16 protein-coding genes and 3 pseudogenes are annotated in these 16,637 nt (G+C 35.9%); 13 read left to right on the top strand and 6 right to left on the bottom strand.

Annotated elements, in window-relative coordinates:
- Window positions 1-97 precede the first annotated feature (97 nt).
- Window positions 98-244: a YrzI family small protein gene (locus tag MKZ14_RS11465; protein WP_081011020.1), complete on the bottom strand. Its 147-nt coding sequence runs from the start codon at window positions 242-244 to the stop codon at window positions 98-100.
- 599 nt (window positions 245-843) lie between these two features.
- Here MKZ14_RS11465 and MKZ14_RS11460 point away from each other — a divergent pair.
- Window positions 844-1,187 (top strand): annotated as a pseudogene (locus tag MKZ14_RS11460) (NUDIX pyrophosphatase).
- Between the two features lie 212 nt (window positions 1,188-1,399).
- Window positions 1,400-2,347 (top strand): YafY family protein, encoded by a 948-nt coding sequence (locus MKZ14_RS11455; protein ID WP_333004383.1) that lies wholly within the window; start codon window positions 1,400-1,402, stop codon window positions 2,345-2,347.
- A 149-nt stretch (window positions 2,348-2,496) separates the two neighbouring features.
- On the opposite strand, the gene MKZ14_RS11450 is transcribed toward MKZ14_RS11455, so the two are convergent.
- Window positions 2,497-3,846, bottom strand: coding sequence for an IS1182 family transposase (locus tag MKZ14_RS11450; RefSeq protein WP_339279862.1), 1,350 nt, complete (start codon window positions 3,844-3,846; stop codon window positions 2,497-2,499).
- 330 nt (window positions 3,847-4,176) lie between these two features.
- Here MKZ14_RS11450 and MKZ14_RS11445 point away from each other — a divergent pair, with 330 nt between their 5' ends.
- The 9 genes and pseudogenes from MKZ14_RS11445 to MKZ14_RS11405 form a co-directional block, all read left to right on the top strand.
- Window positions 4,177-4,713 (top strand): DinB family protein, encoded by a 537-nt coding sequence (locus MKZ14_RS11445; protein ID WP_333004006.1) that lies wholly within the window; start codon window positions 4,177-4,179, stop codon window positions 4,711-4,713.
- An 11-nt stretch (window positions 4,714-4,724) separates the two neighbouring features.
- Window positions 4,725-5,198, top strand: a complete 474-nt coding sequence (locus MKZ14_RS11440) for an EVE domain-containing protein (protein ID WP_333004007.1) — start codon at window positions 4,725-4,727, stop codon at window positions 5,196-5,198.
- A gap of 750 nt (window positions 5,199-5,948) precedes the next feature.
- Window positions 5,949-6,389 carry an NUDIX domain-containing protein gene (locus tag MKZ14_RS11435; protein WP_333004008.1) on the top strand — a complete coding sequence of 147 codons (441 nt, stop codon included), beginning with the start codon at window positions 5,949-5,951 and terminating at the stop codon, window positions 6,387-6,389.
- Window positions 6,390-6,735: 346 nt separating this feature from the next.
- Complete coding sequence (locus tag MKZ14_RS11430; RefSeq protein WP_048395856.1) at window positions 6,736-7,062, top strand: metalloregulator ArsR/SmtB family transcription factor; 327 nt, start codon at window positions 6,736-6,738, stop codon at window positions 7,060-7,062.
- Window positions 7,055-8,113 (top strand): ACR3 family arsenite efflux transporter, encoded by a 1,059-nt coding sequence (gene arsB / locus MKZ14_RS11425; protein WP_333004010.1) that lies wholly within the window; start codon window positions 7,055-7,057, stop codon window positions 8,111-8,113. Before MKZ14_RS11430 ends, arsB begins: the two co-directional genes overlap by 8 nt.
- A 12-nt stretch (window positions 8,114-8,125) precedes the next feature.
- Window positions 8,126-8,540: pseudogene (gene arsC / locus MKZ14_RS11420) on the top strand (arsenate reductase (thioredoxin)).
- A 46-nt stretch (window positions 8,541-8,586) separates the two neighbouring features.
- On the top strand, window positions 8,587-8,808 hold the full coding sequence (locus MKZ14_RS11415; protein ID WP_312752987.1) for a hypothetical protein: 222 nt from the start codon (window positions 8,587-8,589) through the stop codon (window positions 8,806-8,808).
- Window positions 8,809-8,904: 96 nt separating this feature from the next.
- Window positions 8,905-10,257 (top strand): FAD-dependent oxidoreductase, encoded by a 1,353-nt coding sequence (locus MKZ14_RS11410; RefSeq protein ID WP_333004011.1) that lies wholly within the window; start codon window positions 8,905-8,907, stop codon window positions 10,255-10,257.
- Between the two features lie 627 nt (window positions 10,258-10,884).
- Window positions 10,885-11,149, top strand: a pseudogene (locus MKZ14_RS11405) (nonribosomal peptide synthetase MxaA); the annotation flags it as partial.
- A gap of 423 nt (window positions 11,150-11,572) precedes the next feature.
- Here MKZ14_RS11405 and MKZ14_RS11400 read toward each other — a convergent pair.
- Window positions 11,573-11,893, bottom strand: coding sequence for a general stress protein (locus MKZ14_RS11400; RefSeq protein ID WP_333004012.1), 321 nt, complete (start codon window positions 11,891-11,893; stop codon window positions 11,573-11,575).
- Window positions 11,894-12,285: 392 nt separating this feature from the next.
- Here MKZ14_RS11400 and MKZ14_RS11395 point away from each other — a divergent pair, with 392 nt between their 5' ends.
- Window positions 12,286-13,044, top strand: a complete 759-nt coding sequence (locus MKZ14_RS11395; protein ID WP_333004013.1) for a hypothetical protein — start codon at window positions 12,286-12,288, stop codon at window positions 13,042-13,044.
- A 107-nt stretch (window positions 13,045-13,151) separates the two neighbouring features.
- On the opposite strand, the gene MKZ14_RS11390 is transcribed toward MKZ14_RS11395, so the two are convergent.
- Both MKZ14_RS11390 and MKZ14_RS11385 read right to left on the bottom strand, forming a co-directional pair.
- Window positions 13,152-13,349 carry a hypothetical protein gene (locus MKZ14_RS11390; protein ID WP_333004014.1) on the bottom strand — a complete coding sequence of 66 codons (198 nt, stop codon included), beginning with the start codon at window positions 13,347-13,349 and terminating at the stop codon, window positions 13,152-13,154.
- 195 nt (window positions 13,350-13,544) lie between these two features.
- Window positions 13,545-14,954 (bottom strand): VanZ family protein, encoded by a 1,410-nt coding sequence (locus MKZ14_RS11385; RefSeq protein WP_333004015.1) that lies wholly within the window; start codon window positions 14,952-14,954, stop codon window positions 13,545-13,547.
- A gap of 397 nt (window positions 14,955-15,351) precedes the next feature.
- On the opposite strand from MKZ14_RS11385, the gene MKZ14_RS11380 reads away from it, so the two are divergent.
- Window positions 15,352-15,714 (top strand): hypothetical protein, encoded by a 363-nt coding sequence (locus tag MKZ14_RS11380; RefSeq protein ID WP_333004175.1) that lies wholly within the window; start codon window positions 15,352-15,354, stop codon window positions 15,712-15,714.
- A gap of 216 nt (window positions 15,715-15,930) precedes the next feature.
- Here MKZ14_RS11380 and MKZ14_RS11375 read toward each other — a convergent pair whose 3' ends face one another.
- The gene (locus MKZ14_RS11375; RefSeq protein ID WP_333004016.1) at window positions 15,931-16,440 is read right to left on the bottom strand and encodes a DinB family protein; all 510 of its coding nucleotides are present in this window, start codon (window positions 16,438-16,440) and stop codon (window positions 15,931-15,933) included.
- Window positions 16,441-16,637: the final 197 nt, after the last annotated feature.

The following is a 16,637-nucleotide window of genomic DNA, read 5'->3' as shown; positions in this document are numbered from 1 at the left end:
TGGTGGTTGTGTCTTTCTCCAGCCATAAAACTGCATAACGTCTTTTGATCATATAAAACATTCAATTCCCACCTTTCATGTTTTTTAATTAACAAGATTAATATTGACGAATACGAATATAATCGTCAATTTTTTTTCGGTTCTCTTCAAAGATTTTTTTCACGTATTCATCATGAAGTGCTTTCTCAAGAGAGACCTTACGTTTTGTAATAGTTATCGTGAGCGCAAAAAAGTTTAATATCATTTATTATCACCTCCTTAAAGTGCCATGAAAAATAAAAAAACCGCAGAGAGACTCCTCTACGGTGAAAAAAGGCACAAAAATACCGCAGGGGCACACTTCTCCCTGCGGTATGGGTATGCTTATTTACAAAAAAAACCTTAAGCGATCCATTCCGATGCGGTCGAATGTGTGATTTTCATTTTTAATGAAGTTGTAGCTACCAATGACATCAATTTAACGATAACGATCATTTTATTCGACCTCCTTAAGAATTTTTTGTTTACTTTGTAAGTATATCTAAATTTAAGTTGTTTGTAAACATCTTTTACAAAGCTTTCCTAATTATTGAAGTGTGAGCTGTTATGGATGCTACGATACATGGGGGGAATCCAAATCCAGTAATTTCTACAGGGATATAATTACAAAATGAATAAGTATTAGCAGATCATAAAGTATGGTATCCCAACTATAAATACGAAAGAAAATTACAGTTTTGGGTGGTGGCCATTCTGTTATTGCTAGCACTTGCGGAATTACAAGTAGAGAATTCTGCAACAAAGCTAGTGTGGAATGCGTAAAAAGTCTGTAGAAAAAGCCTATAGGTCGAAGAAAAAGATGCTTTGGCCAGCACATGGCGCACTCGGTGTTTACTTTCACGAGTTGAATATGCAATTTTTAAGAGAAGTGATTATGGATATTGGCAGGGATTAGCTGGTGCTGAAGAAGAGGGTGAGACTCCTACTAAACGAGAAGCATTTGAAGAAGCTGGCTTTACAAGAGATTATCCATATATTGCATTAGATTCTAGTTCTTCACTAGCAGTAGAAGATGTAGTTGGGAATTTCCTTTGGGGACAAGTCGTTTAAGTATTAAAAGAATTTTCATTTGGTGTTAAAGTTCCTACAAAAGATATATCATTATCCAAAGAGCATGTTTTGAAGAGGCAGTAACACTTTTGAAATAGGATAGCAATAAAACGGCGTTATGGGAGGTTATTAAATCTGATTAACACCAAACATATGAAAGAAAATATTTAAGCTAAAACGGGTGCTTTGCTTGAAGAACACGGAGTTGCATAGGCAGCTCATTTTTAGGAATACAGCTTCAATATTGCTTGCTGTTATTCAATTATTGGGCAAGTACTGTAATAGAATGCTGAAATTGTGGAGGAAAAAAATGAATAAAACGGAGAGGCAGCTTGCGATCACGCTTGAATTACAGCGAAGCAAAACATTGAGAGCAGAAGATTTAGCTTCTCAATTTGAGACAAGTGTACGTACGATATATAGGGATATTCAAGCACTAAGTGAGGCTGGGGTTCCCATTTTAGGCGCCCCTGGTCAGGGTTATTCCTTAATGGAAGGATATTTTCTACCCCCGGTTAGGTTCACAGCAGAAGAGGCCGTCTCCCTGCTCATGGGAGCTGATTTTATCGAGCAAAGGTTGGATACAGATTATGGTATTAATGCAAGGTCCGCTAAACGCAAAATCGAGGCTACTTTGTCGGAGTCAGTTCGTAATGAGTCAAGGCTTGTTCGGGAAACAATGCGACTGCTTCATATAGGTGAGCAGTCAACTGAAGAGCGGGTAAAAACGTATCTTAATCAAGTTCGCGATGCAATTTTGAAACAGTGCAAAATCAGTTTTATGTATATTAAAAAAATGCCAGGAACAGATGGAAATCGGAAAAATAAACGTGTGGTCTCTCCATATGGATTAACACTTGTCCATGAAAATTGGGTTTTACTAGCATACTGTGATATGAGGCAAGAAATGCGACATTTCCGTTTGTCCCGGATGTCCGACCTTTCTGTGTTGGAAGATCAATTTCTTCTACCAAATGATTTTGACCTAAGTAGCTATCGGCCACCTGACAATCGAGATGAAAGAATAATAATGAGGGCAAACCCCGAAATTGCCGACAAAATCATTGAGGCAGTTAATTTTTATATTGAATCCATTGAGGAGCGGAAGGAGGATCTAATCTTTCAATTTCGTGTTCGATATCCAGAGGAACTATTACATCATTTACTTGGCTGGGGCGGAGATATTGAGGTGATTGAGCCGAAGTCTTTACGCTTCAAGATTCGGGAAGTAGCGAAAAAAATTTTAAAACACTACTGACATACACCTGTCAGTAGTGTCAGACTGTAGACAAAAGCCCATCGAGAAGTTCACTCTCGATGGCTTTTGTCATTTTTCTTCCTATGTCATTTTCAAAAATTGGAAAATTACTGCCGATTCCAACATACTTTTCGAGCATAGTTGCTCTTTTAAGCTACTTGCCACGTCCAAGTAGCCAGTTTCTTTAAATTCATGGCAGCAAAAGTAAGCATCGCCTGCATGGACAATTTTTTTAGACCTCTTAAGGTTGTCCATCGCATACCATGCTTTTCTTTTGCATCCGCAAATACACGCTCAATCGTTTCTTTGCGCTTTGCATAAATCTGTTTGATGTCATAGGAATGGCGTAAATGTTCAGCTTCCTCCACATACGACTCCCAAATATGGCGTTGAATGAGTTTTTGATGATGCTTACTTTCTGTACATTGGGAAAGGCTTGGACACTTCGCACAAATCAAAGGATTCGATTTATATTGACGATACCCTTCTTTAGTCGTTGTCGTATACTTCAATATCTGTCCTTGTGGACAAAGATAACAATTATAGTGCTCATCATATATATACTCATGCTTTCGGAAGAATCCATCTTTCGTTTTAGGACGTGTATAAGGAAGAACAGGCAACATTTGATTCTCTAATAAAAAATTCGTAATCGCTGGTGTTTTATAGGCTGCATCTGCCGCAACAGCTAATGGTTTTTGAACGTTTTCAATGACTTTTTCCACAAGTGGCTGTAATACATGACTATCGTGCACATTTCCCGGAGTTACAATGGCACCCAAGACAAAGCCCTTTTCATCTGTCGCTGCATGAAAAGAATACGCAAACTGTTTCGTACGTTCATCCTTCACGTAATAGCCACTTTCAGGATCTGTCGTGCTTTCCTTTATTTCTTTCCATTCTTCCTTTTCAAACTTCTCCGGGGGAAAGGGCTTTTTTCCGTGTTCCTCACGATCCATATTTAACTCTAATTGAAGTTTCTCTTCATAAGCCCGTGTTTCTTTTCGCACAACTTTTTTATCATACTTTCGTTTATTCGCACTCGCTTTCACATGCGTAGAATCGATAAATAAATGGTCTGCATGGAGGAGTCCTTGATGCATAATCTCTTTTAATATACGATAGAATATCTGCTCAAATATATCAGTGTCTTGAAAGCGACGGACATAATTTTTACCGAAGGTAGAGAAATGCGGGACTTCTGTATGGAAGCCAAATCCTAAAAACCAACGATACGCCATATTCGTTTCAATTTCTTTGATGGTTTGACGCATGGACCGTATACCAAAAACGTACTGAATAAACGTCATTTTAAAGAGAACAACAGGATCAATACTAGGGCGTCCTTTAGCAGAGTAGAGGTTTTCTACTAAAGGATAGATAAATGAAAAATCAATAGCCGCCTCTAGTTTTCGTACTAAATGATCTTGGGGAACTAATTGATCAATCGTTAGCATTTCTAATTGTTCACGTTCATTGATTTGATTTTTCGTCATCATGGTTGATCACCTCGAAAGTGTACTTTTTATCAATAATTCTTTATGTAGAAGTTGATTGGAACGAAGGGTGGCGACTCCTGCGGGAAAAGCGGGAAAGTCGAGATCCTGGACTGAGCGAAGCGAGGGAAGCAGCTCGACCCCGCCCGCGGAAAGCGTCCGCCCGTAGTGGAAATCAACGGCTTTACTTTATTTTATTGTAAAAGAAAAAAGACTGTAGGCAAACTCAAAATTTATTGAGTTTGTCTACAGTCTGACACTACTGACATACACCTGTCAGTAGTGTTTTTTTATACTGTGACTATACCAAGAAGAAGAGGAGCTGCTTGAAGGATGAAAAGTACAAAGGAAGTATTGACGTCATTTGAACTTACAGTAGAAAGATATTTGGCAGAACTGACAAAACTCAATATGGATAAATTACATAGAAAGCAAAGCGAAGAAGATTGGTCCATTGGACAGATGTATGTACATTTAATTCAATCAGCTTTCATGCATCTACATAATGTCGAGCAATGTTTAGGTGGTAGCGAATCGACATTGAACCCAGAGAAGGAAAAAACTGAGCAGGGCAAGTTTGTTTTTAAACTAGAACAATTTCCTGCTGTTCGTATTAATGTCCCTGCTTCGCCGATTTATACTCCGCAACCACCAGAGAGCATGGAGCATTTGGTAGAAGGCCTTCACAGTGTAGTGGAACGGATGAGGAATACGGAATCAGTTCTACTACAAGCGCCTGTAAGTAACAAGATCCTTCATCCGGCGTTCGGTGCTTTAAACGCGCAGGAATGGTTTATGTTGATTGAAATGCATTACAGACACCATTTTTTACAACTGGATCGGTTGAAAAGTTTAGTATTTGAAGAGTAGGGGGATGCATCATGTCGAATATAACAAGTCAGAAAAGCAGATATTGGATTGGCGTTGTATCCGCTTCTCATGTGAATTTAGCCATAGAAGGTGGTTTTGCACAGTTGTGTCACGGTAAGGCAGCACCTTTGCGTAAAATGTCTCCAGGTGATTGGCTGATATACTATTCCCCTCGCACAGACATGTCCAAAGGGAAGCCAGTTCAAGCATTTACTGCTATTGGTCAGGTTACGGATAACGGTGCTTACAAACATCAAGTGTCGGAGTCGTTTGTGCCATTTCGCAGAGATATGCGTTATATTCCTTGTCGAGAAGTTAAGATTGCATTGTTGTTAAACCAGCTCACTTTTACGCGTGGAAATCGCAATTGGGGATATCCATTTCGTCGAGGTCATTTTGAAATTGGAGCTGAAGATTTTATGACAATCGTTACTTCGATGTTAGATGGTGAGGAACAGGCGTTATCCGAGTTCCTAAAACACTGATTATAAGTTGTGAACAGTTTCACTTAAACGTTAGAGTGCTTTAGTTAGATAACAATCTTCAACAATTGGGCGCTATTGTTGAATAGCGTTCTGTTCTTCTGAATTCAAGAGTCGAGGATTGTTAAGTAAATAAGAACAAATTAAAAGCGGTCCTCCACAGATTAGTTTGTGGAAGGCCGCCTTTATTATAAAAACAGTCACCATTTATAATTGTTTACATCTTGGTTCACTTAACCATATAGATGTAAAATAAAAGATCTATTTAGCTTACGGAGCTTTCCGCAATGATTGCACGAATCAGAAATCAGAAAATTTAGGACTTCACCATACAACAAGCATTCCACCAATCCATGCACCAAAGATGTCGTTAATCAAAATGTTGAGCAAATGTGCTTTAATAATTTAATTGCGTCAAACGCCTTTTAGAGCAAACAAAATACAAGAGGGTTTGTTTATCATTTATTTACTAATACAAATGAAGTAGCTAATGACAATGAAATGCATAGCAATTTGTTCTTTCCCTTTCTTGTGGAATGTTGATGGTGGATTTTCATTTTAAAAATCTATTTTATTAGTTCAAATTAAAGTGCTGGAGTCGTGGTGGTAATAATTGGTGTGTGATATTATTAACAGAATATTGTGAATATTCTATAACCGGGCGCATTTCTGCAGAAAAAAATGCGTCTACGAAATAAAATGGGCCATGTGTTTATGGATAAAGTATAAATTTTAGATTTTAGGGGGTATTTTATGTTTGTAGTAAATGTAGAAGGGGCTATTCGTCGCAATGAGAAATGGCTTTTAATCCGCAGAAGTGAAAAGGAGGAGCATGCTGGTGGAGGTCTCTCATTAGTAGGAGGAAAGTGTGAAATTGAAGGTGATTCGTCTGATATTCTGGAAAGAACATTAAAACGAGAAGTTTTTGAAGAAGTAGGTAGCGAAATTACAGGCATTAAATATGTAAATAGCTCTTCCTTCGTGACAGAATCAGGGATAAATGTAATCGATATAGTTTTCCTATGTCATCATAAATCCGGAGAACCTTACGCTAAAAGTACTGAAGAAGTGGATGATGTTATTTGGATGACTACATCAGAGGTTCTTGCACATACGGAACTACCTTTATTTCTAAAAGAAAACATTAAACTTGCAGAGAAAATACTACAAGATAATATGCAGGTGAAATATTAGTTATACATTTTCCATAATAGGGCGCGATAGTGGAGTAACACATGTAGAAAACAATCAAACTTTTTTATAAAAACCTAACTTAAAACTGCTCAAGAGGTATCCCTTTTGATCAATCTTTTTCAAAAAGGGATTCTTCTTATTTAACTTGAAATAAAGGTTTGCGAGGCATTTTTGCTCAAACTTTATTTCAAAGCAACGTCAAATTGGATAAAAATCTGTTGCAATTCAAAACATTAAATCATAATATAAGAATATAGTTATATATGGATTAATTCACCTTTCTTTAACGAGGTGATTTTATTTAAAATAATATATAAGCAAATAATTATATAAGGAGTGCAGATAAATGGAAAATACACTAATTGAAAAACAACTAAAAGCAGCTGCAGATTTAAACCGCATTAAATTACTTGCATGCATGAAGAATGGGGAGGTATGTGTATGTGATTTTGTAGATGTTCTCGGAATATCGCAACCAGCTGTTAGTCAACATTTACGAAAATTAAAGGAGGCAGGCATTATTACGGAACGAAAAGTAGGGACTTGGAAACATTACCGTTTAGTAGAGGATCAAACTCCATTGATGAAGGGCATTTTAGAACAAATTCAGCCTTTAAAGGGTTGCAACTGTGGCACAGATTGTTGTCATGTAGGGGGAAATATAAATGAGTAATGATTCTTTAACCAAGCAGCTATCTTTTCTAGATCGTTACCTTACCTTATGGATATTTGTTGCGATGGGAATAGGTGTTTTATTAAGTTTGACAATGCCTAATATTGGAAAAGCATTAGAGGCCATGTCTATTGGCACAACCTCCATACCGATTGCTATCGGGTTAATTGTCATGATGTACCCACCATTAGCGAAAGTAAAGTATGAAGAAATGTGGCGTGTGTTTAAGGATTGGAAAGTGCTTTTACTTTCTCTTTTTCAAAACTGGTTACTCGGACCGTTCTTAATGTTCTTTTTAGCCATCATTTTCCTGCACGATTATCCAGAGTATATGGCTGGACTGATTATGATTGGTTTAGCTCGTTGTATTGCAATGGTCATTGTATGGAACGATTTAGCACGTGGAGACCGTGAATATGTAGCTGGTTTAGTAGCGTTTAACTCCATCTTTCAAATCGTGACTTATTCAATTTTTGCTTACTTTTTCTTAAATGTATTACCTGGTTGGTTTGGTTTAGAGAATTTCCATGTATCCATTTCTATGTGGGAGATTACTAAGAGCGTACTTATATACTTAGGTATCCCGTTTGCTGTAGGGTTCCTCACACGTTGGATAGGGATTAAAACAAAAGGGAAACAGTGGTATGAGGAAAAGTTCTTACCGAAGATTTCACCACTGACTCTAATTGCACTGTTGTTCACGATTGTGATGATGTTTGCTTTAAAGGGTGAGCAATTAGTAGAACTGCCACTTGATGTAGTGGGAATTGCTATTCCATTATTTATTTACTTTGTGATCATGTTTGCTGTGTCATTCTTCTCTTCCCATAAAGTTGGGGCATCTTATCCTGTCACAGCAGCTCTTTCTTTTACAGCTGCAAGTAACAATTTTGAGCTAGCGATTGCGGTTGCAGTGGGTGTGTTTGGCCTGCATAGTGGCGTGGCATTTGCTGCTGTTATTGGTCCACTTGTAGAAGTACCTGTTCTCATAGGACTTGTATGGGTTGCCCTACGTTGGCAGAAAAAATACTTTAAAACCATTAAATTATAAGGAGCAATTACTATGACAAATACACTTTATTTCCTATGTACAGGGAACTCATGCCGTAGTCAGATGGCTGAAGGATGGGCAAAGAAATTAACCTACCAATTGGACAGTTAAAAGTGCGGGTATTGAAGCACATGGTGTAAACCCGAATGCTATAAAAGCGATGGCCGAGGTAGGCATCGATATTTCGAATCATACATCAGATGTAATTGATACTGAGACATTAAACAGTGCAACGTTAGTTGTCACGTTATGTGGGGATGCAGCAGATAAATGCCCGATGACACCTCCTCACGTTCGTCGTGAGCATTGGGGATTTGAAGATCCTGCGAAAGCGACAGGTACAGATGAAGAAAAATGGATTGTATTCCAAACTGTACGTGATGCAATTGGAAAACGGATTGAACAATTTATAGCTGAGCAGCTGTAATACTTCTGTTAGCAATTATTCAATCTGTTGAATGGAGGATACGATAATGACAGTTAACCATGCTAGCGTATTAACTAAAGATTATTTTATCGCTTATTTAAAGTTAATTATGAATAGTAGAGAATACACATTGATACAGGCTAAAGAATTTGCTTTTGATTTCTTTTTTAAAGGAGATATGGATCGTTACGGCACTTCGACATGTTTGCAATTTGAAAAAGCTATAAAAGAAATTGATAAAACAATGTGTGAAATTGAAATTTTTTAATTACAAAGTTTACAACGTCTAGCTAACTGCTAGGCGTAAAAAATATATTTTATATAAGGGAATGCTTATATAAAGAAAATAGAGGAGAAATTAATGATGAAAACACTTAAAATAATCAACCAACATGAATCTTGTTGTACTACTAACGCTATTGAAGTCCAAGAGACTGTTAATAATTCCAATAAGAATTTACCGATTGTCATAATTGGTGCAGGTCCTATCGGGTTAGCTACTGCTGCTCATCTAGTAGAGCAGAACCAGTCATTTATTTTACTTGAGGCTGGCAATGAAATAGCACACAATATTCGTACTTGGGGTCATGTCACATTATTTTCTCCATGGCGTTATAACATCAATAAAGCTGCTAAATCATTATTAGAGGGGTCTGATTGGATAGAACCTAACTTAGAAACAATACCTACGGGGCATGAATTAATAGATCTTTATTTAAAACCTTTAGCAGAGTTAACACAAATAAAACCAAGTATCCGATTGAACTCAAAAGTAGTAGGTATATCAAGACAATTTAATGATAAAATGAAATCAAAAAATCGATTCAATCAGTCCTTTAATATATATGTTGAAAAAGAGGATGATATCGATATTATTGAGGCAAAAGCAGTTATTGATGCAACAGGAACATGGGGGAATCCAAACCCAGCAAATTCTACAGGTATTTGGCTGAAAAATGAAAAAGCATTAGCAGATCACATTAAGTATGGTATTCCAGATATAAATACGAACCCTAAGAGATATGCAAATAAGAAGGTTGCTGTCATTGGTGGTGGTCATTCAGCGATCAATACCTTATTAGCTTTGGCTGAATTACAAAAAGATAATCCTGCAACAAAGCTTGTGTGGATTATGCGTAAAAAATCTGTAGAAGAGGCCTATGGCGGGGAGGAAAAAGATGCGTTGGCAGCACGTGGCGCACTGGGTATTCGCATCCATGAGTTAGTAGATACAGGTAAGGTTGAAGTAATAACTCCTTTCTATATCTCACAGGTGAAGAAAGAAGAGAACATCCATATTGTTGGTACTATAAACGGAGAACAAAAAGTATTAACAGGATTTGAAGAGCTTATTGTCAATACAGGAAATCGACCAGACCTATCAATTAACAGCGAATTACGCCTTTCGATTGATTCAGCAACAGAAAGTGTGCAAGCATTAGCGCCCTTAATTGATCCTAATGAGCATAGTTGTGGCACAGTAAGGGAGCATGGAGAAGAAACACTACGACAACCAGAAAAGAACTTCTACATTGTCGGTGCAAAAAGTTATGGACGCGCACCTACATTCTTAATGGCCACAGGCTACGAACAGGTTCGTTCCATAACAGCTTATTTATCAGGAGATGAAGAAGCGTCGAAACGTGTGGAATTGGAATTACCAGAAACAGGGGTATGTAGTATTAATCTTGTTAATCAATCAAATACATGTTGTTAAAAATTCGACTGTTAGCGAAAGCTAGCAGTCCTTTTAAAAACTAAGAAGAGAAATGGGATGGACGCAAAGTTCTTGTCCATATAGAACAACAACTCATGGGTAGTTTACAAAGGATAAAAAATTGATATGGTGTGTTTCACCTTATCAACTTTTTATTATCATGAATTGATTTTGTAGATGGTTTAGTCAAATACGGATAGTATTATGAGTTATTTAATACATACAAATATTGTAGGAATAAGAAAAAGCTGAAGTCTATAGTTGTAGAAAATCAATGAGGTATTCATTCTGTATTATGTAAAATATTTTGTGCTGTGAGAGCGATCGAGACGGGTAAAGGTACGTGTTACTGAATCTCGATAGGTTTCATAACGTCAAGAGCAATATCTCTTCGGAACTTAACATTTTTTCTCATTATTTCGTTATGCTGAAAATAAAGACCACTAGAGAATAATGCTGTAGTTAGATTTCAAAAATATATGAACCTAGCGTTATAACACAAGTGAAGAATTGCAAGCCATCCCAAACAGTTTTGTGGTTCAGTTCAACTTTGTTCAAAATCAGATTAATTTTTAGCAGTAAAGTCCATTAAAGTTTAGCTTTTTTGATCAATTTTTTTATTAATTTGAAAAACTAAGTAAAAGTTTTACTTCTCCTAGAATTATAAATACTACGGTTCAGCTTAACAGTTTACTATCGAAAAACGTTCAAGGTGATTTCAATGAAGTAGCAAAGTTTAATCTTCACATTATTTGGGGGGATTCTGACAGAGGCTATTCTGCTCCTTCACATCTGGGTAAGGTTGATTTTGTTCCATATGGTCATCATTTTCCTCTTAACCATCCTAGTGAAACGGCTAATTTGGTAATAAAATAGTAGTACTAGCAGATGAGCGTGTGGAATATTTCATCATATTTACTTATATCGAGAAAAGCTCTAGACAGGAACAGCGCATGATATTGAATATTACAAAGTCCAATCATACATTTAATTATATGGATTGAATAATTATTTTCCCCGAAAAACTATTGGGTTTTAGGAGATAGAATCTTCTACTAATGATAAGTTAGTTAAAGAAGAGATGTGCTTATTATCTTCCACAATAGGGCGCGTTTATTTAGGAAGCGTTTTTTCCTTTTATAGGGCCTTATTGTTAAGAAGACTCTAAATTTCCTCGAACAGATCATTGACAATAAAAAAAGATGTTTTTTTATACTGAATTGGTTGAAAAGCTATCGAAATACAGAGTCCACGGAATACGAGAAGAACTTGTTAAAGTAAAAACAAACCCGGGATTGGGTTCCCGGGTTTGTTTTTACTTTTTGGCAACTATGACCAATTTACCTGTATCCAGTTCCTTTTCGAATTGTGCAGCTTCCGATTCACTTAATCCAACAGAAGCTAACTCATTGCGGAGTTCATCTCCACGGGAATTCACCAGATTCTTCATAGAAGTCAGGAACCCTTGCTCGCCAATACCAACTTCTTCTGTCCCGAGTGCTTCGTTAATATCCTCTTCACGTTCTTCATAGTGCGCAAAGATGTAAATGTTATCTCGAAGATATCCTTGGGCTTCTAATTTCTCCACTTCTTGTTTTGCCTGTACAACGTTTTCTACTGTCAATTTGACTGTCATTATTTATCCCTCCTAATATGTTCACATTCAATGTATTCCACTAAATTGAATGAATAAAACATCTTTTTAGTTTTTATGTAGGTTAGAGTGGCATTAACAACTAATGAACAACTCGAAAACATTGTATGTTGTTATACTATAATTGGGCGCTATTCTATTTAGGGATTGTACCTTATTCAAGAATAGGGCGCTTTCCTTTAATAAGGAACCACTATATCTTTTCTAGTTTATTTTTAGATAAAAGTAAACTAGCATAAACTAGTTTTTTTAGTTTAGAAGGGATAACTTGAATTAAAGTAGTGTGAAACGGTAAGGAAAATCTTAGCAACATATTAGTAGATTTTAGTATTTAACTAGTTGTATGCTAGATATTAGAGAGGGGGTGCAAAGATATGAAACTGATCCTTGCAATAGAAGTAGCAAATAATGACACTAATGCATCTGATACCTCAATGGACTTATCTTATGTGTGGAGTGAATCACTTAAAGATACAAAAGGTGAGTTGAGTTACAACCAGTCATTAGCGGTAGAAAGAGTATCATTAAGTGGTGTATTAGCAGGTAGGGATGAAAAAGCTCCGTTACCTCTTATTCACCTTAACTGGTACAAGGAAAAGAAAGCGAATGGCAAAACAAACAAAGAGTTAGTGGGTAGGCAACTTGCGTACCGCTTCTATGATAAGCGCAGCACTGATGTAAAAATATCAGGTTGGGGAGATTATTATTCCGTAGTAGATGGCCAATTAGAATTGCATGAACCCGCTAAACCACCGTTAACCTTAGTAGTTTTCATGTGGGTTCTGTTCTTATACACCGTAGTATTAATAGGTTTTAGATACTCAGAATATGGGAAAACAGAACTATTCAATAGTTTAGTGTATGTAAATAACTTCACGACGATCTTGTATCTGTTCTTACAAGCCATTTATTTTCTTTTTGCAAAAGAACACTATAATAAATCTGAAAAATACACACCAATGAAAGTCCTTATAAAGACAAGCATTCCAGTTATGGCATCTTCAATTTTGGGTGTTTTAAACAACCCACCTAAATTTGGTTTAACAATATATGCTTTATTTTGTGTGTTATTTGTATTAGGCGCGACAGTAGCAATACAAGCCTATAATGCAAAATATGAAAGAAAATCCTAAGTTTCTGGGCAAGGTTAGCTTATACTATCCTTGTTTTTTTGTGGTCTTTACTACGGATAAAAGGGGATAAAAAAAGAAGTAAGCATATGCCTACTTCATTAAGGTATTTATTTTTGTGTGGAAAATAACATTGCTAATGCCTCTTGTTCAGCTGAAATAATGACTTTTTCTTGTTCCTTTTTTACTTTCTCTATAGGAGAAATAGGGGGAGTATTGGTATTGTTACTTGATTGTGCTACCGTATCAACTAGCTCAGCCTTTGCTTCTTCTTGTGGTCTTTCTTGCTTAGAAGAAGGACCTTTCACTGGTGTAGAGCTAAAATCGAAGGAATGATGTAAGCTTCGAGATTATTCTTCAACAATCGGGCGCAATTCTAGAGTAGAGATTGCGCTTCTCCTTCAAGAATAGGGCCAGTTTAATTGAATAAGGGATGTTGAACAAAAAACCCGAATAGCTACACTTTTTTAGTGTTCACCATTTGGGCAAGTTCAGTTTTTTATTTACTGAATAGCTGAGATTAAAACTTCAATTATGTAGTCTGAATCATTTACATTGCATGTAAATACATATACGGGCTGATAATAACCTTTTGTATCATAAGTATATGTTAGACGAACATTCGTTATCGTTAATGTATCACCTTTTTGTAAAGGATTGTATGTGCTAAACTCTCCGTTTACCATTACATTATATGCTTGCTGTTGTGAAATTAATTGCTTTTTCGCAACCATTTCATTGTCACTGATGTCAAATAATATGTCGGGTACTTGCTGATTAAAAAGACTAATCATAACCAGACCTTTAGAGAAATCTTCACATGTGGATTGTAAATTCTCTGGTTCAGCTAAATCCCAACGAATTGTACGTTCATCTTGCTGCTGATAGATAGCGTTATTAGGTAATAATCCTTCACTTTTTAACCAATTTTCTAAAAGTTGCTTTTTCTGTTTAATATCAACTTTTAAGGGGTCATCATTTATATTATCGAATGATAAGGACCAAGAACCATTTGACATGAAATAAGTTAAATTATAGTTACTGCCTTCATCGTCTTGAAATGTAAATATACGATTATCCACTTCAATCCGTATGCCACCTTGTTGTTTCAAATTAAATTGTTTAGCAATGGATTGGGCAATTAATTTTCCTTTTTTTATATCATTCACATCTTTATTGTAATAAACACATGCGTTAGGTGATTTATTGGAAAGTTCAGTTTCCAGTTGCATCTGTATGTGTTCCATATTTTGTTTTTGTGCAGGTATGAATGGCAGATTCCCAAATTCTTGAGCGTTATATACCACATTTGCTACGCCAAATAACGTAATAAAAACTACTGGAATAGAAATAGCTTTCACAATCGGTATAAATGTTAATTTTCGTTGTTCGGTCCATAAAATGAATACCATCACGATAAAGTACCCTGCTAAACTCCCAATGGTATTATGCAAAAGGTCGTCTAATTCAAAAATCCCTTTACCTGTAATCAATTGGGAAATTTCAATACAAGACGTGAAAGCAATTGATATGATGAGTACACGCCAAAATGATTTGTTTTTATGATGAATCAACGGTAATAGTACGCCTAACGGTACAAACATTAACATATTAAAGATGATTAATTGATATTCAGTCAGTGACCACTTGTTCCATGCATTTACATAACTAGTGAATAGACTGAAATTAATCTGATCTGTATAATTTGCCCCTCTACTGAGAGTAGTGATTCCAAATACTACAATGAACCAACAAATAAGTAAAGTGATGAGAACAAATTTAGAAAGACGTATTGGATATTTCCCCTGATAAAATTTTCTATATATAAAGTATCCAATTATCAAGATTGTGATGATAAAAATAGAATATTTTACATACGGTAAAAGACCCGATACTATACTAATCAAATCCATTGTAACGTAACCTCCTTAATAATTTGCCTTGTTCATTGTAGCAAGAAAATCTTAAGGTTCTTTAAGTATAAAACTTAAGATTTTATGAAGTATGTAAGTATGTTTAGTTATTAAGTATTTAATAATGTTTTCAATAAGAAGGTTGTTATTCGGCTAACGGGTGCTTATCTTCAATAAGGTACTCAACAATAGGGCGCTTTCCTGGAAATATGGAAAGTGCCTTTTAGATTAATTAGAGTTCAAAACTATCACTATTTTTTAGGTTGTTGAATATCCTTGTATGAAAAAATCTTTCATTGAACATAATAAAATTTAGAATTAATAGATTTATAGATGGGAGAGTGAAAGACACAGGTTATTATCCGAAGCATGGAAAAGGTAACAACAGGATAAAAAAATCGAGGGATATTCATCGCTTACATTAAAAACATATTGTTTTCAATACAATCTATTATTACGATTATTTGGTGATATTGATATGAACGAATTTAATACAGATAGATTAAAAGAATATTTAATACGATCAGGAGACCACTTAAAGCCTTCCAGTTTAGGACATAGGATTCGTTGTGTTAAATCATTATTTAGGTGGTCACATGAAGAAGGTTATACTCTAAAAAATCCTGTAGCTAAGATTAATAACGGTGCGCCAATTGATGTCATTCAAAGTTTACTAGGTCATGAAAAGAGTGAGACTACAAAGATGTACGCTCAGCTAAGCGGAAAGCTAAGACAGGATTTATACAGTAAATACTTTTAAAAAACTTTCATTCAATTAAGACACTCATGTAGAAATGGGTTTTTTTTGTTATAGGGCCATATAATTGAATAAGAAATTAAATAAAATAAGAAACTTATAAATAGAGATAACGTCAGGAAAATGCGGATTTATAACGCTAAGGAAGTTCCACTATTAAAAAACCTAATTTCTCAGTATTAAATGAGAAATTAAGTTTTTTCATTAATAGAAAGAGACTTATAAGTATTTATCACTAATCACTTTCATATGGTGTAACTCGTGCCCGGCAATGCCATATGCAATGGTACCTACCGAAACGGGGCTGTTCATTACAGTTCCATTACGAACCCACGCAGCTTCATCAATAGTTGAAATCAGGCTTAACGTGTTGGAGCGTACCGTATCTAAACCAGCTAGTAATTGTTCCCAAGATAATTTGTTGAAGTTTGCCGCAGAAACGTATTGATCCTGATCCAGTGCTGGGAGTGGTGCACTTTCATTTCGTGCAATGGCAAGCATTCGATACGACATCACACGTTCCGAGTCGGTCATATGCCCAATCACTTCTTTTAAAGTCCATTTCCCTGGTGCGTACGTCTTCCTTGCTAACTCCTCTGATACGCTGCCTAAGAGGGTAAGGGTATTAGTTCGTTGCTTACTCAGTATTTCTTCAATATCTCCATCTGGCACAAGACTAACATACCTATCATGCTCTGGATTTTCAATAAATAATGGTCGTGGACGCACAAAAATCCTCCTCATCGGAATAGTTAATTATGGTTGTAGGGTAATATTCTACTTTCAAGAGGATATTTCCTTTATTTAATATTTATTTTCACTATTTCGAAAACATATTCAACAATCGGGCGCGATTCTGTAATAAAAATCGGCGCTTGGTTTCATTAAAGGGCCATTTAATTAAATTACACTTCTAAATTTTAAAT

It is taken from the genome of Lysinibacillus sp. FSL P2-0066, from assembly GCF_037969495.1.
GTDB lineage: Bacteria > Bacillota > Bacilli > Bacillales_A > Planococcaceae > Lysinibacillus > Lysinibacillus boronitolerans.
Note: the sequence above shows the minus strand (reverse complement) of the source record. Positions and strands in the feature narration are given on the sequence as shown.

Excerpts from the sequence above, each read along its gene's own strand:
- MKZ14_RS11465 (WP_081011020.1), bottom strand. The coding sequence starts at position 244 with ATGATATTAAACTTTTTTGCGCTCACGATAACTATTACAAAACGTAAG.
- MKZ14_RS11455 (WP_333004383.1), top strand. The coding sequence starts at position 1,400 with ATGAATAAAACGGAGAGGCAGCTTGCGATCACGCTTGAATTACAGCGA.
- MKZ14_RS11450 (WP_339279862.1), bottom strand. The coding sequence starts at position 3,846 with ATGATGACGAAAAATCAAATCAATGAACGTGAACAATTAGAAATGCTA.
- MKZ14_RS11445 (WP_333004006.1), top strand. The coding sequence starts at position 4,177 with ATGAAAAGTACAAAGGAAGTATTGACGTCATTTGAACTTACAGTAGAA.
- MKZ14_RS11440 (WP_333004007.1), top strand. The coding sequence starts at position 4,725 with ATGTCGAATATAACAAGTCAGAAAAGCAGATATTGGATTGGCGTTGTA.
- MKZ14_RS11435 (WP_333004008.1), top strand. The coding sequence starts at position 5,949 with ATGTTTGTAGTAAATGTAGAAGGGGCTATTCGTCGCAATGAGAAATGG.
- MKZ14_RS11430 (WP_048395856.1), top strand. The coding sequence starts at position 6,736 with ATGGAAAATACACTAATTGAAAAACAACTAAAAGCAGCTGCAGATTTA.
- arsB (WP_333004010.1), top strand. The coding sequence starts at position 7,055 with ATGAGTAATGATTCTTTAACCAAGCAGCTATCTTTTCTAGATCGTTAC.
- MKZ14_RS11415 (WP_312752987.1), top strand. The coding sequence starts at position 8,587 with ATGACAGTTAACCATGCTAGCGTATTAACTAAAGATTATTTTATCGCT.
- MKZ14_RS11410 (WP_333004011.1), top strand. The coding sequence starts at position 8,905 with ATGAAAACACTTAAAATAATCAACCAACATGAATCTTGTTGTACTACT.
- MKZ14_RS11400 (WP_333004012.1), bottom strand. The coding sequence starts at position 11,893 with ATGACAGTCAAATTGACAGTAGAAAACGTTGTACAGGCAAAACAAGAA.
- MKZ14_RS11395 (WP_333004013.1), top strand. The coding sequence starts at position 12,286 with ATGAAACTGATCCTTGCAATAGAAGTAGCAAATAATGACACTAATGCA.
- MKZ14_RS11385 (WP_333004015.1), bottom strand. The coding sequence starts at position 14,954 with ATGGATTTGATTAGTATAGTATCGGGTCTTTTACCGTATGTAAAATAT.